The sequence below is a fragment of the Serratia bockelmannii genome (assembly GCF_008011855.1).
GTDB lineage: Bacteria > Pseudomonadota > Gammaproteobacteria > Enterobacterales > Enterobacteriaceae > Serratia > Serratia bockelmannii.
This window is the reverse complement of record NZ_VOUX01000003.1, coordinates 578,382-599,341: the sequence shown is the minus strand read 5'-3', so window position 1 is coordinate 599,341 and position 20,960 is coordinate 578,382. Positions and strand designations below refer to the sequence as shown.

General features: G+C 57.9%; 18 protein-coding genes. 1 reads left to right on the top strand and 17 read right to left on the bottom strand.

Features of this window, described 5'->3' with window-relative positions; genetic code table 11:
• Window positions 1-77: 77 nt before the first annotated feature.
• From accA to rpsB, 17 genes are all read right to left on the bottom strand, one after another.
• Window positions 78-1,037 carry an acetyl-CoA carboxylase carboxyl transferase subunit alpha gene (accA, locus tag FOT55_RS07295; protein WP_019455765.1) on the bottom strand — a complete coding sequence of 320 codons (960 nt, stop codon included), beginning with the start codon at window positions 1,035-1,037 and terminating at the stop codon, window positions 78-80.
• Window positions 1,038-1,049: 12 nt separating this feature from the next.
• Window positions 1,050-4,538, bottom strand: a complete 3,489-nt coding sequence (dnaE, locus tag FOT55_RS07290; protein ID WP_147823295.1) for a DNA polymerase III subunit alpha — start codon at window positions 4,536-4,538, stop codon at window positions 1,050-1,052.
• A 78-nt stretch (window positions 4,539-4,616) separates the two neighbouring features.
• The gene (gene rnhB / locus FOT55_RS07285) at window positions 4,617-5,210 is read right to left on the bottom strand and encodes a ribonuclease HII (protein WP_025304028.1); all 594 of its coding nucleotides are present in this window, start codon (window positions 5,208-5,210) and stop codon (window positions 4,617-4,619) included.
• Entirely contained in the window at window positions 5,207-6,355 is a 1,149-nt protein-coding gene (lpxB, locus tag FOT55_RS07280) for a lipid-A-disaccharide synthase (protein WP_004931967.1), read from the bottom strand. The genes rnhB and lpxB overlap by 4 nt, the downstream gene beginning before the upstream one ends.
• A gap of 3 nt (window positions 6,356-6,358) precedes the next feature.
• Window positions 6,359-7,147: an acyl-ACP--UDP-N-acetylglucosamine O-acyltransferase gene (lpxA, locus tag FOT55_RS07275; protein ID WP_004931964.1), complete on the bottom strand. Its 789-nt coding sequence runs from the start codon at window positions 7,145-7,147 to the stop codon at window positions 6,359-6,361.
• A 3-nt stretch (window positions 7,148-7,150) separates the two neighbouring features.
• Window positions 7,151-7,606 carry a 3-hydroxyacyl-ACP dehydratase FabZ gene (gene fabZ, locus FOT55_RS07270; RefSeq protein ID WP_004931962.1) on the bottom strand — a complete coding sequence of 152 codons (456 nt, stop codon included), beginning with the start codon at window positions 7,604-7,606 and terminating at the stop codon, window positions 7,151-7,153.
• 161 nt (window positions 7,607-7,767) lie between these two features.
• A complete protein-coding gene (gene lpxD, locus FOT55_RS07265) occupies window positions 7,768-8,790 on the bottom strand; it encodes a UDP-3-O-(3-hydroxymyristoyl)glucosamine N-acyltransferase (protein WP_025304030.1) in 1,023 nt (340 codons plus the stop codon).
• Between the two features lie 3 nt (window positions 8,791-8,793).
• Window positions 8,794-9,291 (bottom strand): molecular chaperone Skp, encoded by a 498-nt coding sequence (gene skp / locus FOT55_RS07260; RefSeq protein ID WP_025304031.1) that lies wholly within the window; start codon window positions 9,289-9,291, stop codon window positions 8,794-8,796.
• Window positions 9,292-9,447: 156 nt separating this feature from the next.
• Window positions 9,448-11,874: an outer membrane protein assembly factor BamA gene (bamA, locus tag FOT55_RS07255; RefSeq protein ID WP_033639522.1), complete on the bottom strand. Its 2,427-nt coding sequence runs from the start codon at window positions 11,872-11,874 to the stop codon at window positions 9,448-9,450.
• Window positions 11,875-11,909: 35 nt separating this feature from the next.
• Complete coding sequence (gene rseP / locus FOT55_RS07250) at window positions 11,910-13,265, bottom strand: sigma E protease regulator RseP (protein WP_025304033.1); 1,356 nt, start codon at window positions 13,263-13,265, stop codon at window positions 11,910-11,912.
• A gap of 27 nt (window positions 13,266-13,292) precedes the next feature.
• Window positions 13,293-14,135, bottom strand: coding sequence for a phosphatidate cytidylyltransferase (cdsA, locus tag FOT55_RS07245; protein WP_043139905.1), 843 nt, complete (start codon window positions 14,133-14,135; stop codon window positions 13,293-13,295).
• Between the two features lie 9 nt (window positions 14,136-14,144).
• Window positions 14,145-14,903, bottom strand: a complete 759-nt coding sequence (gene ispU, locus FOT55_RS07240) for a (2E,6E)-farnesyl-diphosphate-specific ditrans,polycis-undecaprenyl-diphosphate synthase (protein WP_025304035.1) — start codon at window positions 14,901-14,903, stop codon at window positions 14,145-14,147.
• 277 nt (window positions 14,904-15,180) lie between these two features.
• Window positions 15,181-16,377: a 1-deoxy-D-xylulose-5-phosphate reductoisomerase gene (gene ispC / locus FOT55_RS07235; RefSeq protein ID WP_049206171.1), complete on the bottom strand. Its 1,197-nt coding sequence runs from the start codon at window positions 16,375-16,377 to the stop codon at window positions 15,181-15,183.
• A gap of 157 nt (window positions 16,378-16,534) precedes the next feature.
• Window positions 16,535-17,092 carry a ribosome recycling factor gene (gene frr, locus FOT55_RS07230; protein ID WP_004931943.1) on the bottom strand — a complete coding sequence of 186 codons (558 nt, stop codon included), beginning with the start codon at window positions 17,090-17,092 and terminating at the stop codon, window positions 16,535-16,537.
• A 119-nt stretch (window positions 17,093-17,211) separates the two neighbouring features.
• Window positions 17,212-17,937: a UMP kinase gene (gene pyrH / locus FOT55_RS07225; RefSeq protein ID WP_004931940.1), complete on the bottom strand. Its 726-nt coding sequence runs from the start codon at window positions 17,935-17,937 to the stop codon at window positions 17,212-17,214.
• Between the two features lie 148 nt (window positions 17,938-18,085).
• Window positions 18,086-18,937 carry a translation elongation factor Ts gene (tsf, locus tag FOT55_RS07220; RefSeq protein ID WP_025304037.1) on the bottom strand — a complete coding sequence of 284 codons (852 nt, stop codon included), beginning with the start codon at window positions 18,935-18,937 and terminating at the stop codon, window positions 18,086-18,088.
• Window positions 18,938-19,066: 129 nt separating this feature from the next.
• Window positions 19,067-19,792: a 30S ribosomal protein S2 gene (gene rpsB / locus FOT55_RS07215; protein WP_016929891.1), complete on the bottom strand. Its 726-nt coding sequence runs from the start codon at window positions 19,790-19,792 to the stop codon at window positions 19,067-19,069.
• A 345-nt stretch (window positions 19,793-20,137) separates the two neighbouring features.
• On the opposite strand from rpsB, the gene map reads away from it, so the two are divergent.
• Window positions 20,138-20,932: a type I methionyl aminopeptidase gene (gene map, locus FOT55_RS07210; protein WP_004931936.1), complete on the top strand. Its 795-nt coding sequence runs from the start codon at window positions 20,138-20,140 to the stop codon at window positions 20,930-20,932.
• Window positions 20,933-20,960 lie beyond the last annotated feature (28 nt).

The following is a 20,960-nucleotide window of genomic DNA, read 5'->3' as shown; positions in this document are numbered from 1 at the left end:
TAACACCACGAAAATTCGGCGGTGTGTAGCCAAAAAAAAACCGCCCGGAGGCGGTTTCTTGCAGCGAAGAACAGAACTCAGCAGTAGCCGTAGTTCATCAGACGCTGGTAGCGACGGTTGAGCAACTCTTCGTCGTTTAGACCATCCAGATCTTTCAGATCGGCCAGCAGCTGCGCTTTCAGCGCGGCAGCCATCGCCGGCACGTCGCGGTGCGCGGAACCCAGCGGCTCCGGGATCACCGAATCGATCAGCTTCAACTCTTTCAGACGCGGTGCGGTAATGCCCATCGCTTCTGCGGCCAGCGGCGCCTTGTCGGCACTCTTCCACAGGATGGAGGCACAGCCTTCCGGCGAAATCACCGAGTAGGTGCTGTACTGCAGCATGTTCACCTTATCGCCCACGCCGATCGCCAGCGCGCCGCCGGAGCCACCTTCGCCGATGACGGTGCAGATGACCGGGATGTTCAGACGCGACATCTCACGCAGGTTGCGCGCGATGGCTTCTGACTGGCCGCGTTCTTCCGCACCCACGCCCGGATAAGCGCCCGGAGTATCGATAAAGGTGATGAGCGGCATCTTGAAGCGTGCGGCCATTTCCATCAGGCGCAGCGCCTTACGGTAACCTTCCGGCGCCGGCATGCCGAAGTTGCGGCGGATCTTCTCTTTGGTTTCACGGCCTTTCTGGTGCCCGATGATCATCACCGGGCGGCCATCCAGGCGCGCAATGCCACCGACGATCGCTTTGTCGTCAGCGTAAGCGCGATCGCCCGCCAACTCTTCGAAGTCGGTAAAGATGTGTTTGATATAATCCAGGGTATAAGGACGGCGCGGGTGGCGTGCCAATTGGGCAATTTGCCAAGCCCCAAGATCGGCAAAAATCTTGCGCGTCAGCTCAACGCTCTTTTCACGCAGGCGCTGAACCTCTTCGTCCAGATTAATATCTAATTTTTCGTCTTGACGGCTGACTGCAGTCAGCGAGTCAATTTTCGCTTCCAGCTCTGCAATCGGCTGTTCAAAATCAAGAAAATTCAGACTCATAGCATTCCTATTTTAGTCAAATTCCAAGTCCACCTGCTCATTGCCTACCAACGTCCGCAAGTCGATCAACAAGCGGTCGGTGGGCGTCACGCGCCAGGTTGCGCCAAAACGCAGCTTGGCTCGTGCATCTTCCCGTTGATAGTAGAGATGCACTGGAATCGTCCCCGAGCGATGGGGTTCCAACGACTGACGGAGACGGTTCAAAAGCTGGTCATCAATTTGCCTGTCAGTCAGCGAGATAGCAAGCCCGCGAGCGTATTTTTCCCGGGCTTCACTGATGTCCATTACCTCGCGGGCCATCATTTTAAGCCCGCCGCTAAAGTCATCAAAGCTGACCTGTCCACTGGCGATAAGGATACGGTCTTTTTCCAACAAATGCTGGTATTTTTCTAGCGCTTCGGTGAATAGCATCACTTCCAGACGGCCCGAACGGTCATCCAGCGTGCAGATGCCGATACGGTTGCCGCGCTTGGTCACCATGACCCGCGCGGCGACCACCAACCCGACGGCGGTAGTCATTTTGCCCCGATCCGTCGGGTGCATGTCTTTCAAACGCTGGCCACCGGCGTAACGTTCGATTTCCTTCAGGTACTGGGTGATCGGGTGACCAGTCAGGTACAGCCCCAGCGTCTCCCGTTCACCGTCCAGCACCACCTGCTCCGGCCAGGGCGCGATATTGGCGTAGGATTGCTCCACCTGCTCCGGCGCTTCCGCCAGCACGCCAAACATATCCACCTGGCCAATAGCTTCGGCTTTCGCATGCTGATCCGCCGCTTTCAACGCGTCGCCGAGCGAATTCATCAGCGCAGCGCGGTGCGGCCCAAGGCGATCGAACGCCCCGGACATGATCAGTTTTTCCAGAATGCGGCGGTTCAGTTTCTTGATGTCAGAGCGCGCGCACAGGTCGAACAGGTCTTTGAAGTAACCTTGTTCGCCGCCGTTGCGCGCCTCGATAATGGCCTCGATCGGCCCTTCCCCCACGCCCTTGATCGCGCCGATGCCATAAACGATCTCGCCGTCGTCGTTGACGTGGAAGTGATACAGGCCACTGTTGATGTCCGGCGGCAGGATCTTCAGCCCCATGCGCCAACATTCGTCCACCAGCCCCACCACTTTGTCGGTGTTGTCCATATCGGCGGTCATGACCGCCGCCATAAACTCGGCCGGATAGTGCGCCTTCAGCCACAACGTCTGATACGACACCAGCGCATAGGCGGCGGAGTGCGATTTGTTGAAGCCGTAACCGGCGAATTTCTCCACCAGGTCGAAGATTTTCACCGACAGTTCACCGTCGATGCCGCGCGATTTCGCGCCGTCTTCAAAGCCGCCGCGCTGCTTGGCCATTTCGACCGGGTTCTTTTTACCCATCGCACGACGCAGCATATCCGCGCCACCCAAGGTGTAGCCGGCCAACACCTGGGCAATCTGCATCACCTGTTCCTGATACAGGATGATGCCGTAGGTCGGTTCCAGCACCGGCTTGAGCGACTCGTGCTGCCACTGAATGTCCGGGTAGGAGATCTCTTCGCGGCCATGCTTGCGGTCGATGAAGTTATCCACCATCCCTGACTGCAGCGGCCCCGGACGGAACAGCGCCACCAGTGCGATCATGTCTTCGAAGCAGTCGGGCTTCAGGCGTTTGATCAAATCTTTCATGCCGCGCGATTCAAGCTGGAACACCGCCGTGGTTTCCGAGCGCTGCAGCATGTCGAAGCTTTTCTTGTCGTCGAGCGGAATGGCGGCGATGTCGATCGGTTCCAGCCCGGTCTTGGCGCGCCGGGCGTTGATCATTTCCAGCGCCCAGTCGATGATGGTCAGGGTGCGCAGGCCGAGGAAGTCGAACTTCACCAGCCCGGCATATTCCACGTCGTTCTTGTCGAACTGGGTCACCGGATGGTGCCCTTCGGCGTCGCAGTACAGCGGCGCGAAGTCGGTGATCTTGGTCGGCGCGATCACCACGCCCCCGGCGTGTTTACCGGCGTTGCGCGTTACCCCTTCCAGCTTGCGCGCCATGTCGATCAGCGCCTTGACCTCTTCATCGGCCTCGTAAATCTCCGGCAGCTGCGGTTCGGCGGCAAAGGCTTTCTCCAGCGTCATGCCCGGATCCGGCGGCACCAGTTTGGAGATGCGATCGACGAAGCCGTACGGGTGCCCCAGCACCCGGCCTACGTCGCGGATAACCGCTTTCGCCGCCATGGTCCCGAAGGTGATGATCTGCGATACCGCTTCGCGGCCGTACATCTCCGCCACGTGCTCGATCACCTGGTCGCGCTTCTCCATGCAGAAGTCGACGTCGAAGTCGGGCATCGAAACACGTTCCGGGTTCAGGAAGCGTTCGAACAGCAGGTCGAATTCCAGCGGATCGAGGTCGGTGATTTTCAACGCATAGGCCACCAGAGAACCGGCGCCGGAGCCGCGCCCTGGGCCCACCGGCACGTTGTTGTCCTTCGACCACTGGATAAACTCCATCACGATCAGGAAGTAGCCGGGGAACCCCATCTGGTTGATCACCTTCAGCTCGACGTCCAGACGCTCGTCGTATTCCGGGCGGCGCTGCGCGCGCACTTCAGGATCGGGGAACAGGAACTCGAGACGCTCTTCCAGCCCTTCTTTAGATTTGAGCACCAGGAAGTCCTCGGTGCTCATATCGCCGGTTGGGAACTGCGGCAGGAAGTATTCGCCGAGGCGAATGGTGACGTTACAGCGCTTGGCGATCTCGACGCTGTTCAGCAGCGCTTCCGGGATGTCGGCGAACAGCTCGCACATCTCGTCTTCGCTGCGCATGTATTGCTGCGGGCTGTAGTTGCGTGGCCGCTTGGGATCGTCCAGCGTAAAACCGTCGTGAATGGCGACGCGAATTTCATGAGCGTCAAAATCGTCTTCCACCAGGAAGCGCACGTCGTTGGTGGCCACCACCGGCAAACCGCGCTCGGTGGCCAGCGCCACCGCCGCATGCAGATAGTTCTCTTCGTCCGGGCGGCCGGTGCGGATCAGTTCCAGGTAGTAACAGTCCGGGAAATACTGTTGGTAGAAGTCCAGGCATTGATCCACCTGCGCCTGGTTACCGCGCAGCAGGAACTTGCCGACGTCGCCCTGACGCGCGCCGGAAAGCAGGATCAGCCCTTCGCGATGTTCAATCAGCCAGTCGCGATCAATGGTCGGGCCGGCGGCGCCGTAGCCACGCTGATAGGCGCGGGAAATCAGCAGCGTCAGGTTCTGGTAGCCTTCGTTGTTGCTGGCCAGCACCGTCAGCTGAGCCTGTTCGTCGCCCAGCTCATCGCTTTGCACATGGAAATCCGCGCCGATGATCGGTTTGATCCCGGCGCCGTGCGCGCTGCCGTAGAACTTCACCAGCCCGCACAGGTTGGTGAAATCAGTGATTGCCAGAGCAGGCATGGCTAACGCGGCGGCTCTTTTCACCAGCGGCGCCGTCTTGGCCAATCCATCAATCATGGAGTAGTCACTGTGGACGCGCAGGTGAATAAAACGAGGTTCGGCCATCTCCAGATACCTGATTGAAGGGGCTCAGCAGGCTGAGCCCGGGTTAATGCTATCGTCGAGCCCGGTCAGGCCCGCAGACTACAGCGCCAGCGCTCTTTTCACCGGCGCGAAGCTGCGGCGATGATGCTCGGTGGCGCCCAACGCAGCCAGCCGCTCCAGGTGGAGGGCGGTCGGGTAGCCTTTATGCTGCGCGAAACCGTAGTCCGGGAACTCGCTGTCCAGCTCGGCCATTTCGCGATCGCGCGTGACCTTCGCCAGAATGGACGCCGCGCTGATCTCCGCCACACGGCTGTCGCCCTTCACCACCGCCTGCGAACGCATCGGCAGGTTCGGGCAACGGTTACCGTCGATTAAAACCATGTCCGGCGCGATATGCAACCCGGCCACCGCGCGCTGCATCGCCAACATGGTGGCGTGCAAAATATTCAGCTGGTCGATTTCCGCCGGTTCGGCGCGCCCCAGGCTCCAGGAGAGCGCCTTGGCGACGATTTCGTCATACAGCGCCAGGCGGCGTTTTTCACTGAGTTTCTTGGAGTCCGCCAGACCGACGATCGGCTGCGCCGGATCGAGGATCACGGCAGCGGTGACCACCGCGCCGACCAACGGGCCGCGGCCCACTTCGTCCACACCGGCAATCAGCGTGGCAGCGGGATAGATAAAGGGTTCAATCATGCTTTCGCCAGCTCCAACACAGCCTGAGCGGCCTGTTCGTCCGCACCGCAACGAATGCTTTGGTGCAAGGTAAGGAAAGTTTGTTTCAGTGCGTCGGTTTCCGGGCTCTCTTCCAGCAACGGCATCACGGCGGCGGCCAGTTTGTCCGGGACGCAGTCATGCTGCAGCAGTTCGGTGACGATCTCCCGCCCCGCCAGCAGATTCGGCAGCGAGACATAAGGCGTTTTCACCAGCTTCTGCGCCAACCAGAAAGTGAACGGCTTCATGCGATAGCCCACCACCATCGGGCACTTGGCCAGCATGCACTCCAGCGCCGCGGTGCCGGACGCCAGCAGCGCCGCGTCGCTGGCGATCATCGCCTCGCGCCCCTGGCCGTTCAGCAGATGTACCGTCAGATCCGGCGCAACCTCGGCCTTGATGCGCTCAAACTGCTCGCGCCGTTTGGCGTTAACCAGCGGCACCACCACTTCCAGCTCGGGATAACGCGTGCGCAGCAGCTGCGCGGTTTTGAGGAAGTCGGCGCTCAGCATCTCGACTTCGGCGCCGCGGCTGCCCGGCAGCAAGGCCAAACAGCGCGCCTGCGGAGCGATGCCAAGCTGAGCGCGCGCCGCCAACCGATCGGGCTGCAGCGGCATGGCGTCCGCCATGGTGTGGCCGATAAACCGGCAAGGGACGTTGAAACGATCGTAAAATGCTTTTTCGAAAGGGAGAAAGGCCAGCACCAAATCGGTGGCTTTGCCAATTTTGAAAACGCGCTTTTGCCGCCAGGCCCACACGGAAGGGCTGACGTAGTGAATGGTGCGGATGCCGCGCTGCTTGAGGCGACCTTCCAGCGTGATGTTGAAGTCCGGTGCGTCGATGCCGACAAACACGTCCGGCCGCAGTTCGCCGAAGCGGCGGGTGAGATCCTTGCGGATCTTCAACAGGCGTGGCAAGCGTTCGAGCACTTCCACCACGCCCATGACCGCCAGCTCTTCCATTTCGTACCAGGCTTCGCAGCCTTCGGCCTGCATCAGCGGGCCGGCGACGCCAACGAAACGCGCGTCGGGGATCTGCGCCTTGAGCGCGCGGATCAAACCGGCGCCGAGAATGTCACCGGAGGTTTCTCCGGCGACCAGTCCGATAGTCAATGGACGATTCGACATAGCTCAGCGAATGATGCCGCGGGTGGAACGGGTGAAGAAATCGAGGTACTGCTGCACCACCGGCTGCTCTTTGGCCAGGGCTTCGATTTCCGCCTTCGCTTCATCCAGCGTTTTTTCACTGCGATACAGGATTTTGTAGGCGTTGCGGATCGCCTGCATTTCATCCTTATCAAAACCGCGGCGCTTCAGGCCGACCGCGTTGACGCCAAATGGCGTCGCGTGGTTGCCCTGAGCGATGACGAATGGAGGCACGTCCTGAGCGACGCCGGAACAACCGCCTACCATCACATGCGCACCGATAATGCAGAACTGGTGGATCGCCGTCATGCCGCCGATAATGGCGTGATCGTCGATTTCCACGTGCCCTGCGAGCGTAGCATTGTTGGCCAGCACGCAAGCGTTGCCGACCACGCAGTCGTGGGCAACGTGCACGTTGACCATCAGCAGGTTGTCGTTGCCCACTTTGGTCAGGCCGGTGCCCTGCGCGGTGCCGCGGTGAATGGTGACGCTTTCGCGGATGCGGTTGCGATCGCCCACTTCAACGCGCGTCGGTTCGCCTGCGTATTTCAGATCCTGGTTCACTTCACCGATGGAAGCGAACTGATAAATCTGGTTATCGCAGCCAATCTTGGTAATACCGTTCACCACCACGTGGGATTTCAGCACCGTGCCGGCGCCGATTTCCACCTGGGAGCCGACGTAGCAGAAAGGGCCGATATGCACGTTGGCGCCGATCACGGCGCCCTCTTCGACTATCGCGCTAGGATGGATAAAGGCGGTTTGGTCAATCACGGATTAAGCCTCCCGGCTGCGGGCACACATCATGGTTGCTTCGCAGACAATTTTACCGTCAACGGTCGCTACGCCTTTGAAGCGAGTCAGACCGCGGCGAGTTTTCTCGAAGGTGACTTCCATGACCATCTGATCGCCTGGCACCACAGGGCGCTTGAAGCGTGCTTCGTCGATACCGGCGAAGTAATACAGCTCGCCCGGCTCCAGTTTACCGACGCTTTTAAACGCCAGGATACCGGTGGCCTGCGCCATGGCTTCCAGGATCAATACGCCTGGGAAAATCGGTTTGCCAGGGAAGTGGCCCTGGAAAAACGGTTCGTTCACCGATACGTTCTTCACCGCACGCAGATATTTGTGCTCTTCAAACTCGAGGACGCGGTCGACCAGCAAGAACGGGTAACGGTGAGGAAGCAGATCCAAAATTTCTGCAATATCCAGAGTATGAGTGTCAGTAGTCAAAATACTCTTCCTGTCTCTAAAAACTGATGGCATCAACAACACGGCCTGCGCTGACCCCAAAAGGAGATCATCATGCAGGCCGCAAATTAACATCTCTTTGCGCTTTTGGTCTCACGACCAACGCGTTTCGTTTTGTACCCGCTAGGGGCGGGCGGCAATGATTAGTCTTTTCCGACTTTACGTTCGACAGCTTTCAAGCGTTTGCTGATCTCATCGATATTCATCACCAACGCAGCGGTTTTACGCCAAACCTTGTTAGGCTGCAACGGAATGCCCGAAGAGTATACCCCAGGTTCGGTGATTGGTCGCATAACCATTCCCATTCCGGTGACAACCACCTTGTCGGCAATTTCCATGTGACCGTTGATCACGCTGGCACCGCCAATCTGGCAGTAGCGGCCGATTTTCAGGCTGCCGGCCATGATCACACCGCCGGCGACGGCGGTATTGTCGCCAATCACGACGTTATGTGCAATCTGGCATTGGTTGTCGATGATAACACCATTCCCGATTTGGGTGTTATCCAAAGCGCCGCGGTCAATGGTGGTGCAAGCGCCGATTTCGACGCGATCGCCGATAATCACCGTGCCCAACTGAGGGATTTTGATCCACTCGCCGCGCTCATTCGCATAGCCGAAACCGTCTGCGCCGATCACGGTGCCCGACTGGATCAGGCAACGCTGGCCGATTTCGACCGCATGATAAATCGTGACGTTCGCCCACAGACGCGTTCCCGCGCCGATGCGTGCATGTTTGCCGATGAAGCAGCCCGGGCCGATAACCACGTTATCGCCAAGCACCGCACCCGACTCGATCACCGCGTTCGCCCCAATGGCGACGTTCTGCCCCAGCTGCGCTTCAGGTGAGATCACCGCGCTTGGCGCGATATCCTGGGCCGGCGACGGCGTAGTGTCCATCAGCTGCGCCATGCGCGCATAGGTCAGGTAAGGGTTCTTAACCACCAGCGCCGCAGCACGGCAGTGTGGTAAATCCGCTTCGGTAAGCACCACGGCGCTTGCCTGGCAGGAAGACAGCTGCTCTTGATAGCGGCTGTTTGACAAAAACGTGATTTGGCCAGGCTGTGCCGAATGCATAGAAGCAATGCCGGTGATGACGAGATCGCCATCACCGTGCAATTGTGCATCCAACTGCTGCGCTAAATCAGCCAGTCGAATTGAAAGCATGTGTTATTTAACCTGTTTCAGCACGTCAGCAGTGATATCTTTGGAAGAGTCTGCATAGGCAACGGCGTTGGCGTCGATCACCACGTCATAACCGCCTTTGCTGGCGACAGATTTCACCGCGTCCTGAATGCGGCTCAGGATCTTGTTACGCTCTTCCATCTGGCGACGACGGTTGTCCTGCTCGAAAGCCTGCGCTTTCTGAGAGAACTGCTCGCGCTGCGCCATCACGTCTTTTTCCAACTTGCTGCGATCGCTGGCTTTCATGGTAGCGCCGTCACGCTGCAGACGCTGCATTTTGGTCTGCAGGCTACGTTCCATGTTCTGGAGTTCGCTTGCACGGCCTTTAAACTCGTTTTCCAGCTGTTTAGCGACCGTTTCGCGGGCCGGCAGCTGTTGGAAAATGCTGGAGACGTTAACGACAGCGATCTTATCTGCTGCCTGAACGCCAGCTGAAGCAGCCATTGCTAAACCGAGGCCTGCGGCACACAACCACTTTTTCACTATAAACTCCTTACCATCACCCATTTGTGTCATATGACACTGAAGTACACAATTTGCCAGACTTGTCCCACCAAACAATGAGAATCATCTCCCTCTGCCGGCGGGCGCCTGGCCATTGCGATTCTTAATAACTGTTATGCCCAGAGGCGAGACCCGTTACCAGGTCTTACCGATGTTAAACTGGAACTGTTCGGACTTGTCGCCTTCGTATTTCTTGATCGGGTTGGCGTAAGAGAACACCAACGGCCCCAGTGGCGACATCCACTGCAGCGCGATACCGGCGGAAGAACGAATATTACTGGCTTTACTGTAGTCCGGCACGCCGTACATCAGCGTTTCGTTGGTATTCTTCCACTTGGTGTCCCACACGGTACCGGCATCGATGAACAGCGACGTCCGCACCGAGTTGGCGTATTTCTCGCTGATGAACGGCGTCGGGGTGATCAGCTCCAGGCTGGCGACCGCCATGGCGTTACCGCCTACCGCGTCATCCGAGCTACAGATGCTCTGACGATCGGTCGTGCTGCCGGCGTTGAACTGACACTGGTACGAGTTGGAATTGTAGTACACCGCCTTCGGACCAATGGTGTTGGACTGGAAGCCGCGCACGGTGCTCGAACCACCGGCATAGAAGTTCTCATAGAACGGCATTTCCTTGCCGCCCAGCCCATCCGCGTAACCCAGACGACCGCGACCCAACAGCACCCAGGTGCGGTCGTCGTTGATCGGCACGTACTGTACGCTGTCCAGCGTCACCTTGTAGTATTCGTTGTCCGAGCCCGGAATGGTGACCTTGCCGTTCAACGTGGTGCGGTTACCCGAGGTCGGGAAGTAGCCGCGGTCCAGGTTGTTATAGGTCCAGCCCAGGTTCAGCGTAAAGTCGTCCGTCGAGTAGCTGGCGCGGTCGGTCTTGTTCGCATCCACGCCCATCGAGTCGAGGTAACGCCACATGGCGATCTGCGGCTGCATGTTCGACAGACCGTTGTGGACGTAGCCCAGGCCGGTGCGCAACGAGTTGTTTTCGTTGATCGGGAAGCCCAGCGTGCCGTCGATACCGTAACTCTTGTTGGTATAGTCCGACAGATCCGCGTCATCCGCCTTAAAGTCGTTGTAGAAGATGCGGCCGCCCAGGCTCACACCGTCAACGGTGAAGTACGGGTTGGTGACCGACAGTTCGGTATAGGTCTGGTAGTCGTTCTTGGTGCCGCTGATGCCGACCGAGTAGCCGGTACCCAACCAGTTATCCTGCTGCACGCCGGCCTGGAAGCTGACGCCGCTCTCGGTGCCGTAACCGACGCCGAAGTTAAAGGTACCGGTGTTGCGTTCTTTTACCTTATAGGTTACGTCGACCTGATCGGCGGTGCCCGGCACGCGCTGGGTTTCCACGTCAACCGTTTCGAAATAGCCCAGACGGTTCAGACGCTCTTTACCCTGCTCGACCTGCTCGTTGCCGAGCCAGGCGCCTTCCATCTGGCGCATTTCGCGACGCAGTACGGAATCCTTGCTGGTGTCGTTACCTTCGAACTTGATGCGACGCACGTAGAAGCGGTTGCCCGCGTCAACGTTGACGTGCAGCTTGACGGTTTTATCCGCGTCGTTGATCTCAGGCTGAGTGCCGACGCGCGGGTAGGCGTAACCATAACGGCCCAACATCGTTTTGATGTTGTCTTCCATTTTGGTCACCTTGCTGCCGTTGTACAGCTCGCCTGGCTCAATTTTGGTGATCTGAGCGACTTCCGCCGAGTGGCCGGCCAGGTTGCCATTCACGACAACATCGGAAAGCTTGTACTGCTCGCCTTCGGTGATGTTGATGGTGATGTAGATGCCTTTTTTATCCGGCGTCAGGCTCACCTGGGTAGAATCGATGTTGAAGCGGGCATAGCCGCGATCCAGATAGAAGCTGCGCAGGGTTTCGAGATCGCCCGCCAGTTTCTGCTTCTGGTATTTGCGGTCGCCGACCAGGTTCCACCACGGCACTTCGTCACGCAGTTGGAAGCGTGAGATCAGTTCGTCGTTGGTGAAAGCATGGTTGCCGACGATGTTGATTTGTTGAATCTTGGCGGAGACCCCTTCCGTGAACACCAGTTTCAGGTCGACACGGTTGCGCGGCAACGGCGTGACTACGGCTTTCACCGAGGCGCTGTATTTACCGACGCTGTAGTAGAAGTCTTCCAGCCCTTTTTCAATGCTGGAGATCGTGGTGCGGTCGAGCGCCTCGCCCACCCGGACGCCGGAGGCTTCCAGGTTCTGCTTGAGCATGTCATCTTTCACCGACTTGTTGCCGGAGAAAGTGATGCTGGCGATGGTAGGACGTTCCTTCACCTGCACGATCAAGGTATTACCATCGCGCAGTACGCGCACGTCCTCGAAGTTGCCGGTGGCAAACAAGGCACGAATGGTATTACTGATGTCATCGTCAGTGACGGTATCGCCGACGCGAACCGGCATGTTGAGTAACGCCGCACCGACGGCAACTCGCTGCAGGCCTTCGAAATGAATGTCTTTCACTACGAACCCGTCTGCACCGTATACGGTGGCGCTGCCAAACAGCAGCGACGCTATGAGCAACTTTTTCATCGCCATCGTTGTTATGCGTTCTTCCTAACCTATCCCCGCCCCTAGAGGCGGGAAAAATCATTGAAAAGTGCAAGACCCATCAACAACACCAGCACGATCGAACCTATGCGGTAGCTGTAGTCCTGTACTCGCTCGGAAACCGGCCCACCCTTCAGCTTTTCTATCGCCAGGAAGAGGAGATGCCCACCATCTAACACCGGTAATGGGAACAGGTTGATGATCCCCAGGTTGACGCTAATCAACGCCAGGAACATCAGATAATACACGAATCCGACTCCGGCTGACGCCCCAGCTCCCTGTGCAATCGAGATCGGGCCACTCAGGTTGTTCAGCTTTACATCACCGGTTATTAATTTGCCCAGCATGTTGACCGTCAGCCGCATCAGCTGCCAGGTCTTGTCGCCGGCCTGATACAGCGCCGGGAACGGTCCATACTGGCGAATCGTCTTATACTCTTCAGGCAGCGGCAGCACCTTTGGAATGATGCCTGCAAACCCCACCGATTTGTCTTTTCCCACCGGCTTTGTATCCGGTATCAGCGTCAAAGACAAGGGGGCGCCGTTTCTTTCAATCTCCAAAGCCAGCGGCTGCCCCGGGCCATCGTGGATACGCTTCACCAGCGTCTGCCAACGACCCAACGGCTGACCATCGACTTTAACGATCCTGTCCCCCGCTTGTAAACCCGCCTTTTGCGCCGCCGAGTTAGGCTGCACTTCCGCCAACACGGATTCGATCTGCGGGCCGCGCGGCATAATGCCCAGCGCGACAACGGGATCCTGCTTGTCCGGTTCAAAGTTCCACTGGCGCAAATCCAGGGTTTTGGTCACCACCTGCGAAGAGCCGAACGGCGCGACGCCGACTTCGGTTTGCGCATCGCCAATCTTCGCCACCAGCGCCAGACGAACTGATTCCCAATCAGGCGTTTCGATGCCGTCAACCGACTTTAGTTCCATGCCAGACGAAATTTCGGCCTTGGCGGCGATGGATTGCGGCGCGATTTCGCCGATCACCGGGCGGAAACTCGGCACGCCGATGATGAACACCAGCCAATAGGCAAGGATAGCAAACAGGAAGTTGGCGATGGGGCCAGCGCTGATGATGGCCGCGCGCTGCCAGACGGTTTTGTTGTTAAAGGCCTGATGGCGCATTTCCGGCGCCACCGACTCCACGCGCTCGTCCAGCATCTTCACGTAACCGCCAAGCGGGATCAAGGCGATGACGTACTCGGTGCCCTGGCGATCGGTACGGCGCCACAGCGCCCGGCCGAAGCCGATGGAAAAGCGTTCAACGCGCACGCCGCAACGACGGGCAACCCAAAAGTGTCCGAACTCATGCACGGTAATCAAGATACCGAGCGCAATCAGAAACGCCACCAGGTTCCAAAGCACGCTGACCATCATCCCTCACTTTCCGTCATCGACGGATTAAAACACCAACAGCATCAGGCAGGCAAACACCGGCACCGCCGCGGTCAGGCTGTCGATACGATCCAGTATGCCGCCATGACCGGGAATCAAATGCCCGCTGTCCTTGATGCCCGCTTCGCGTTTGAACATGCTTTCGGTCAAATCGCCCAGCACCGAAGCCAGCGCGGCGAGCACCGAACAGGCCAACAGCGTGGTCGGCACCACGTTCAGTGGCGCGTAGCGGCCGAACAGCCAGGAAATGACCGCCGACGTCAGCAGCCCGCCGATCAACCCTTCCCAGGTTTTACCCGGCGAGACCTTCGGCGCCAGTTTATGCTTGCCGAACAGCTTGCCGAACATGTAGGCGCCGGAATCCGCGCCCCACACCAGCAGCATCACGTACAGCAGCCACCAGGCGCCGGTAAACGGATTTTGCTCGTAGCCGAACTGGCGCAGCGCCAGCATGCCCCAAAAGAACGGCACGATGGTCAGCAAGCCGAACAGCAGGCGCAGCGGGCGCGAATTGCGCCAGATAGAGGCCGAGCCGGGATAGAACAACACCAGCAGCAACGCCGCCAGCCACCAGGCCAGCGACAGCCACAGCGAGCCGCTTATCTGCGGCACGGATTGATGGTAAGCGGGGACGCTGAGCATCATCAACGCCAGCAGAAAACCGCACAGTATCGCCAACCAGATGCGCTGCGAACGGGAGGTAAAACCGGCCAATTGGCCCCACTCCCAGGCTGCTAACATGCACACGACGAGCGTTACCAGAGCAAAGGCCAGCGGCGGCAACAGGAACAGCGCCGCGATAACGATCGGGATTAAAATCAGAGCAGTTATGAGGCGATACTTCAGCAAAAGTTCTCCCTAGGACGCATCGGCGCCGATAGGTGTTGTTCCCCCGAAGCGGCGCTCACGTTGTGCAAATGCATTCAGCGCACCTTCAAAGACAAGTTCATCGAAATCAGGCCAGAGCACATCAGTAAAGTAAAGTTCAGCATAGGCGATTTGCCACAGCAGGAAGTTACTGATGCGATGCTCGCCACCGGTGCGGATAACCAGATCCACCGGCGCCAGGTCGCTCATGCAAACCCGCTCGCTCAATAATTCCTCGCTGATCTGATCCGGGTGCAACTCCCCTACCCGTACCTGTTCGGCCAGTTCCCTTACTCCCTGAATGATATCCCAACGGCCACCGTAGTTGGCAGCGATATTGAGCGTCAGGCCATCGTTATTTTCCGTCAGTGCTTCAGAGCGGCGGATCCGCTCCTGCAAACGCGCGCTGAATCGGCTGATATCGCCGATCACCCGCAGCCTGACGTTATGTTTATGCAGGCTTTTTACTTCACTATCCAGAGCGCGGACAAAAAGCTCCATCAGGGCGGAGACTTCCTGCACCGGACGGTTCCAGTTTTCGCTGCTGAAGGCATAAAGCGTGAGTGCATCTAAATGGTGGCTGGCGGCAAAACTGACCGCGCGGCGAACCGATTTCACCCCTGCTTTATGACCGAAGACACGTAACTTGCCCTGACGTTTGGCCCAGCGTCCGTTACCGTCCATGATAATGGCGACATGGCGCGGCCCCTGGGAAGATGGATTAGCCTCTTGTTGGTTTGCGGACGACATAACTCGTACTTATTTCCTCAGTAGAAATATAACTGCCTTTCCGGAACATCAGGCCCTTACGCGCAAAAAAAGCCGTGTGCCCGACACGGCTTTCAGCCTGCCCTCGCGATACCCGGCACAGCCGGGCCGCCATTGGCGCACAGAGCGCCAATCGGGCCATAATTCAACGGTATAACCGCTGACAGGTGGCGCAGACTATACCACCTCAGCGGGGCATGAACAAACGGCCCCGCTGCGGCACGCGCGAATTACGAGCAAAATCGGATAATCGCCGTGATCAGCCGCACAACGCGCGAACGCGCTCCTCGGCAGCGGCGCGCGCCTGACGGTCAATGTCTAAGACCGCGTCGATGCAGGTCGGTTCCTGCAGCGCGAGACGTTCCACCACCTGGCGGTTGACCGCGGCAATGTCGGTAAAGCGGATCTGCTGCTGCAAAAATGCCGCCACGGCGATTTCGTTGGCCGCGTTCAGCGCGGTGGTCGCCGCCTGACCGGCCTCGAACGCCTCGATCGCCAAGTACAGGCAAGGATAACGTTCGCGTTCCGGTTCGGCGAAGGTCAGCGAACCGATGCGGCAGAAGTCCAGCGCTTCCACGCCGGAGTTCACGCGCTGCGGATACGCCATCGCGTGGGCGATCGGCGTGCGCATATCCGGCGTCCCCAACTGCGCCAGCACGCTGCCGTCGGCATAGCGCACCATCGAGTGAATCACCGACTGCGGGTGCAGGATCACTTCCATTTGCTCGGCCGAGGCGTTAAACAGCCAGCGGGCCTCAATGTATTCCAGACCTTTGTTCATCATGGTGGCGGAATCCACCGAGATCTTGCGGCCCATCGACCAGTTCGGGTGGGCGCAGGCTTGATCCGGCGTCATCGCGGCGAACTGTTCCAACGGCGTGGTGCGGAACGGGCCGCCGGAACCGGTAAGCACGATGCGCGAAACACCATGACTGTCCAGTGAAGAGTATCCCAACTGACGCTGAATGTTCTCAGGCAAACTCTGAAAAATTGCGTTGTGCTCGCTGTCGAGCGGCAGCAGTTGCGCCTGGCTTTGCCGCACCGCGTCCATAAACAGACGGCCGCAGGTGACCAGCGATTCTTTGTTGGCCAGCAGTACCTGTTTGCCGGCGCGGATCGCCGCCAGCGTCGGCAACAGCCCCGCAGCGCCGACGATGGCCGCCGTCACTTGATCGACGTCATCCAACGCTGCCAGCTCGCAGGCCGCTTGTTCTCCGGCCAAGACTTCGGTAACGACACCGTTTTCCGCCAGGACAGCGCGCAGCTCGCGCGCAGCGTTTTCATCCGCCATCGCGGCGAAGGCGGGCCGGAATTCCATGCATTGCTGCGCCATGACCGCGACGTTACGGCCGGCCACCAGCGCTTTGATCGCAAAACGGTCGGGATTCGCCCTGACCACGGCCAGGGTACTGGTCCCTACCGAGCCGGTCGAGCCAAGAATGGTCAGTTGCTTCATGAGTTCACTCTGAATAACTGTCTGATGAGATCGGAGGTGTTCCAGTGTGGAACCTTGGACACCGCTTGTCCATGATCTTTCAGTACGATGAAACGGGATCTGCGCCACAAAAAACAAAGCGCCGCCCAGGCGACGCTTTCTTTCTGCGCGATGCTGATTAGAAATCCATCAGCTCTTTTTCTTTCTCCGCCAGCGCGGCGTCGACCAGCTTGATGTAAGCGTCGGTCATTTTCTGAATCTCGTCTTGTGAGCGACGTTCTTCGTCTTCGCTGATCTCTTTGTCTTTCAGCAGCGCCTTGACCTTGTCGTTGGCGTCACGACGCACGTTACGCACCGCTACGCGGCCCTGCTCGGCTTCGCCGCGCACGATCTTGATCAGATCCTTACGACGCTCTTCGGTCAGCGGAGGCAGCGGAACGCGAATGTCAGAACCGGCGGAAGACGGGTTGAGGCCCAGATCGGAGCTCATGATCGCTTTCTCAACGGCCTGGCTCAGGCTGCGGTCGAACACGTTGATTTTCAGCGTGCGGGAGTCTTCTACGGTTACGTTGGCCAGCTGACGCAGCGGCGTAGCGGCGCCGTAGTATTCCACCATGATGCCGTCCAGAATGCTTGGAGAAGCGCGGCCGGTGCGGATCTTGCTGATTTGGTTTTTGAATGCTTCTACGCTTTTTTCCATGCGTGAATCAGCATCTTTTCTGATTTCATTAGTCACGTTGCAAACCCTTGGAAGCTGGTTACTTGGCAGGCGATACTCAAGTATAGCCCGTAATCGTACTCGAAGAGCGCGCGGCGCCTGGCGTCACGCGCTCCGAAAAAGGGGTGCGAACAGCCTTACTTGCTGATCAGCGTACCTTCGTTCTCACCCATCACCACGCGGCGCAGTGCGCCAGGCTTGTTCATGTTGAACACGCGGATCGGCAGACCGTGATCGCGGGCCAGCGTAAACGCCGCCAGATCCATCACTTTCAGCTCGCGCTCCAGCACGTCCTGATAGGTTAATTGTTCATACAGCGTCGCATCCGGGTTTTTCACCGGATCGGCGGAGTATACGCCATCCACTTTGGTGGCTTTCAGCACCACGTCCGCTTCGATCTCGATACCGCGCAGGCAAGCGGCGGAATCGGTGGTGAAGAACGGGTTGCCGGTACCGGCGGAGAAGATCACCACGCGGTTGTTGCGCAGCAGGCTGATCGCCTCTGCCCAGCTGTAATTATCACACACGCCGTTCAGCGGGATCGCCGACATCAGGCGGGCGTTCACATAGGCACGGTGCAGTGCATCACGCATAGCCAGGCCGTTCATCACGGTAGCCAGCATTCCCATGTGGTCGCCCACTACGCGGTTCATGCCGGCTTGCGCCAGGCCCGCGCCGCGGAACAAGTTCCCGCCGCCAATAACTACACCGACCTGAATTCCCAGTTCGACCAGCTCTTTCACTTCCTGAGCCATGCGATCCAAAACGCTGGCGTCGATACCAAAACCTTCTGCACCTTGCAGGGCTTCGCCACTCAGTTTAAGCAGAATACGCTGATATACGGGTTTTGCATTGGTTGCCATGGTGTTCTGTCCTAAGAAGCAGTATTAGTATTGGGGATTTCAGCCGATGAAACGCGCCTGAGGTGAGTATCACGCTGCAGGGCCTGCCACCGGTGTAATTCTGGCTGGATAGTATGGAACCGCCAGACGGCGGTTCCATCGACAGTCATTAAGACTGTTTGCTCATCGCGGCAACTTCAGCAGCGAAGTCGGTTTCGACTTTCTCGATGCCTTCGCCCACTTCGAAGCGAATGAAGTTGGTCACGTCAGCGTTGTGCTCTTTCAGCACCTGAGCAACAGATTTGCTCGGATCCATAACGAAAGGCTGACCGGTCAGAGAAACTTCACCGGTGAATTTCTTCATGCGGCCTTCAACCATTTTCTCTGCGATTTCTTTCGGCTTGCCTGACTGCATGGCGATGTCCAGCTGAACCTGGTACTCTTTTTCTACCACTTCAGCAGACACGTCTTCTGGCTTCACGAACTCTGGCTTGCTCGCCGCAATGTGCATTGCGATTTGCTTGACCAGCTCGTCGTCAGCGCCTTTAGCCGCAACCAGAACGCCGATACGCGCGCCGTGCAGGTAGCTGCCCAGCACGTCGCCTTCCAGGGAAGCAACGCGGCGAATGTTGATGTTTTCACCGATTTTTGCCACCAGCGCTACGCGCTCTTCTTCGAACTGTGCTTTCAGCACGTCAACGTCAGTGATTTTGCCGGCCATAGCGGCATCCAGCACTTTGTCGGCGAACGCCTGGAAACCGGCGTCTTTCGCGACGAAGTCAGTCTGGCAGTTAACTTCCAGAATGATGCCGTAGTTGCCTTCGATCTTGGTTTTGATCACGCCGTCAGCAGCTACGTTGCCTGCTTTTTTAGCGGCTTTGATCGCACCGGACTTACGCATGTTTTCGATTGCCAGTTCGATGTCGCCGTTGGATTCAACCAGCGCCTTCTTGCAATCCATCATGCCAGCGCCGGTACGCTCGCGCAGTTCTTTTACCAGGGCAGCGGTAATATCAGCCATTTATTTTTCCTCGGTTATCTCGCGTGGAGACAGTTCTCATTCAGATAAGCAAAGGGGGCCTTTACAGGCCCCCCTAACCAACATATGTCAATACCTGGTTAATAAGGGCTCAGTGACGAGCTTGCCTTATTATTCAGCTTCTACGAAGCCTTCTTCCGCCTGAACGGCCAGATCTTGAGAACGACCTTCACGCACAGCGGCAGCAACAGCAGTCAGGTACAGGTTTACTGCACGGATTGCGTCGTCGTTACCAGGGATGATGAAGTCAACGCCGTCTGGGTTGGAGTTGGTATCAACGATAGAGAATACCGGGATACCCAGGTTGTTGGCTTCTTTGATCGCGATGTGCTCGTGATCGGCATCGATAACGAACAGTGCGTCTGGCAGACCGCCCATATCCTTGATACCGCCCAGGGAGTTTTCCAGCTTGGCCAGTTCACGAGTGCGCATCAGCGCTTCTTTCTTGGTCAGCTTGTCCAGGGTGCCGTCTTGAGACTGGATTTCCAGATCTTTCAAACGTTTGATGGACTGACGAACGGTTTTCCAGTTAGTCAGCATGCCACCCAACCAGCGGTGGTTCACGAAGAACTGGTCACAGCTGTTCGCAGCGTCTTTTACCGCTTCGCTTGCTGCGCGTTTGGTACCAACGAACAGGATCTTGCCTTTGCGGGAAGAGATCTTGCTCAGTTCAGCCAGAGCGGCGTTGAACATTGGTACGGTCTGCTCCAGGTTGATGATGTGAACCTTGTTACGAGCGCCGAAGATGAAAGGCTTCATTTTCGGGTTCCAGTAACGGGTCTGGTGACCAAAGTGAACACCAGCCTTGAGCATGTCGCGCATGGAAACAGTTGCCATGATTAAACCTCTATAGATTAATTGGGGTTATGCCTCCACGTATCCCATAACGCCGACCCTGGCGGCGACAAGTCACCTCAGGGCACCCCGGCGGATGTGCCGATACGTGTGTGTTATTTACACAAAATGAGTGCAGTTAAAGTATTTTCGGCCAATTCCTGCCAGGTCACAAGAACCAAGTCGCGGATCGCCGGCGCGCTTTATACCATAAACCCGCTGCCGACACCAACTTTTGTTGCTTTTCGCCGGGCGTCGGGAAATGAAATTTGGCAGCCTCCGGCCGGGCTGATACCATAAGTCACTGCTTCTTATTGTCGACGATAACGACACCTGCGGACAAATTTCATGGCAATCTCAATTAAAACACCTGATGACATCCAAAAAATGCGCGTGGCCGGCCGCCTGGCCGCCGAAGTGCTGGAGATCATCGAGCCGCACGTCAAACCTGGCGTGACCACCGGCGAGCTGGACCGTATCTGTCACGAGTACATCACCAACGAGCAGCAGGCCATTTCCGCCTGCCTCGGCTATCACGGCTTCCCGAAATCCGTGTGTATATCGGTGAACGAAGTGGTGTGCCACGGCATCCCGAGCGACGACAAAACGCTGAAAGACGGCGACATCGTCAATATCGACGTGACCGTGATTAAAGACGGTTTCCATGGCGACACCTCTAAGATGTTCATCGTCGGCAAACCGACCATTCTGGGCGAGCGCCTGTGCCGCGTCACTCAGGAAAGCCTGTATCTGGCGCTGAAGATGGTCAAACCGGGCATCCGTCTGCGCACCCTGGGCAAGGCTATTCAGCAATTCGTCGAAGCCGAGAAGTTCTCCGTGGTGCGCGAGTACTGCGGCCACGGCATCGGCGAAGTGTTCCACGAAGAACCGCAGGTGCTGCACTATGACGCGGACGACGGCGGCGTGGTGCTGCAGGCAGGCATGGCGTTCACCATCGAACCGATGGTCAACGCCGGCGACTACCGCATCCGCACCATGAAAGACGGCTGGACGGTAAAAACCAAAGATCGCAGCTTGTCGGCGCAGTATGAGCATACTATTGTGGTCACTGATAACGGCTGCGAGATAATGACGTTGCGCAAGGATGACACCATCCCCAACATCATTACGCACGAGATGTAAGCACCGCGGCGAACGCCGCGTGCAGAAT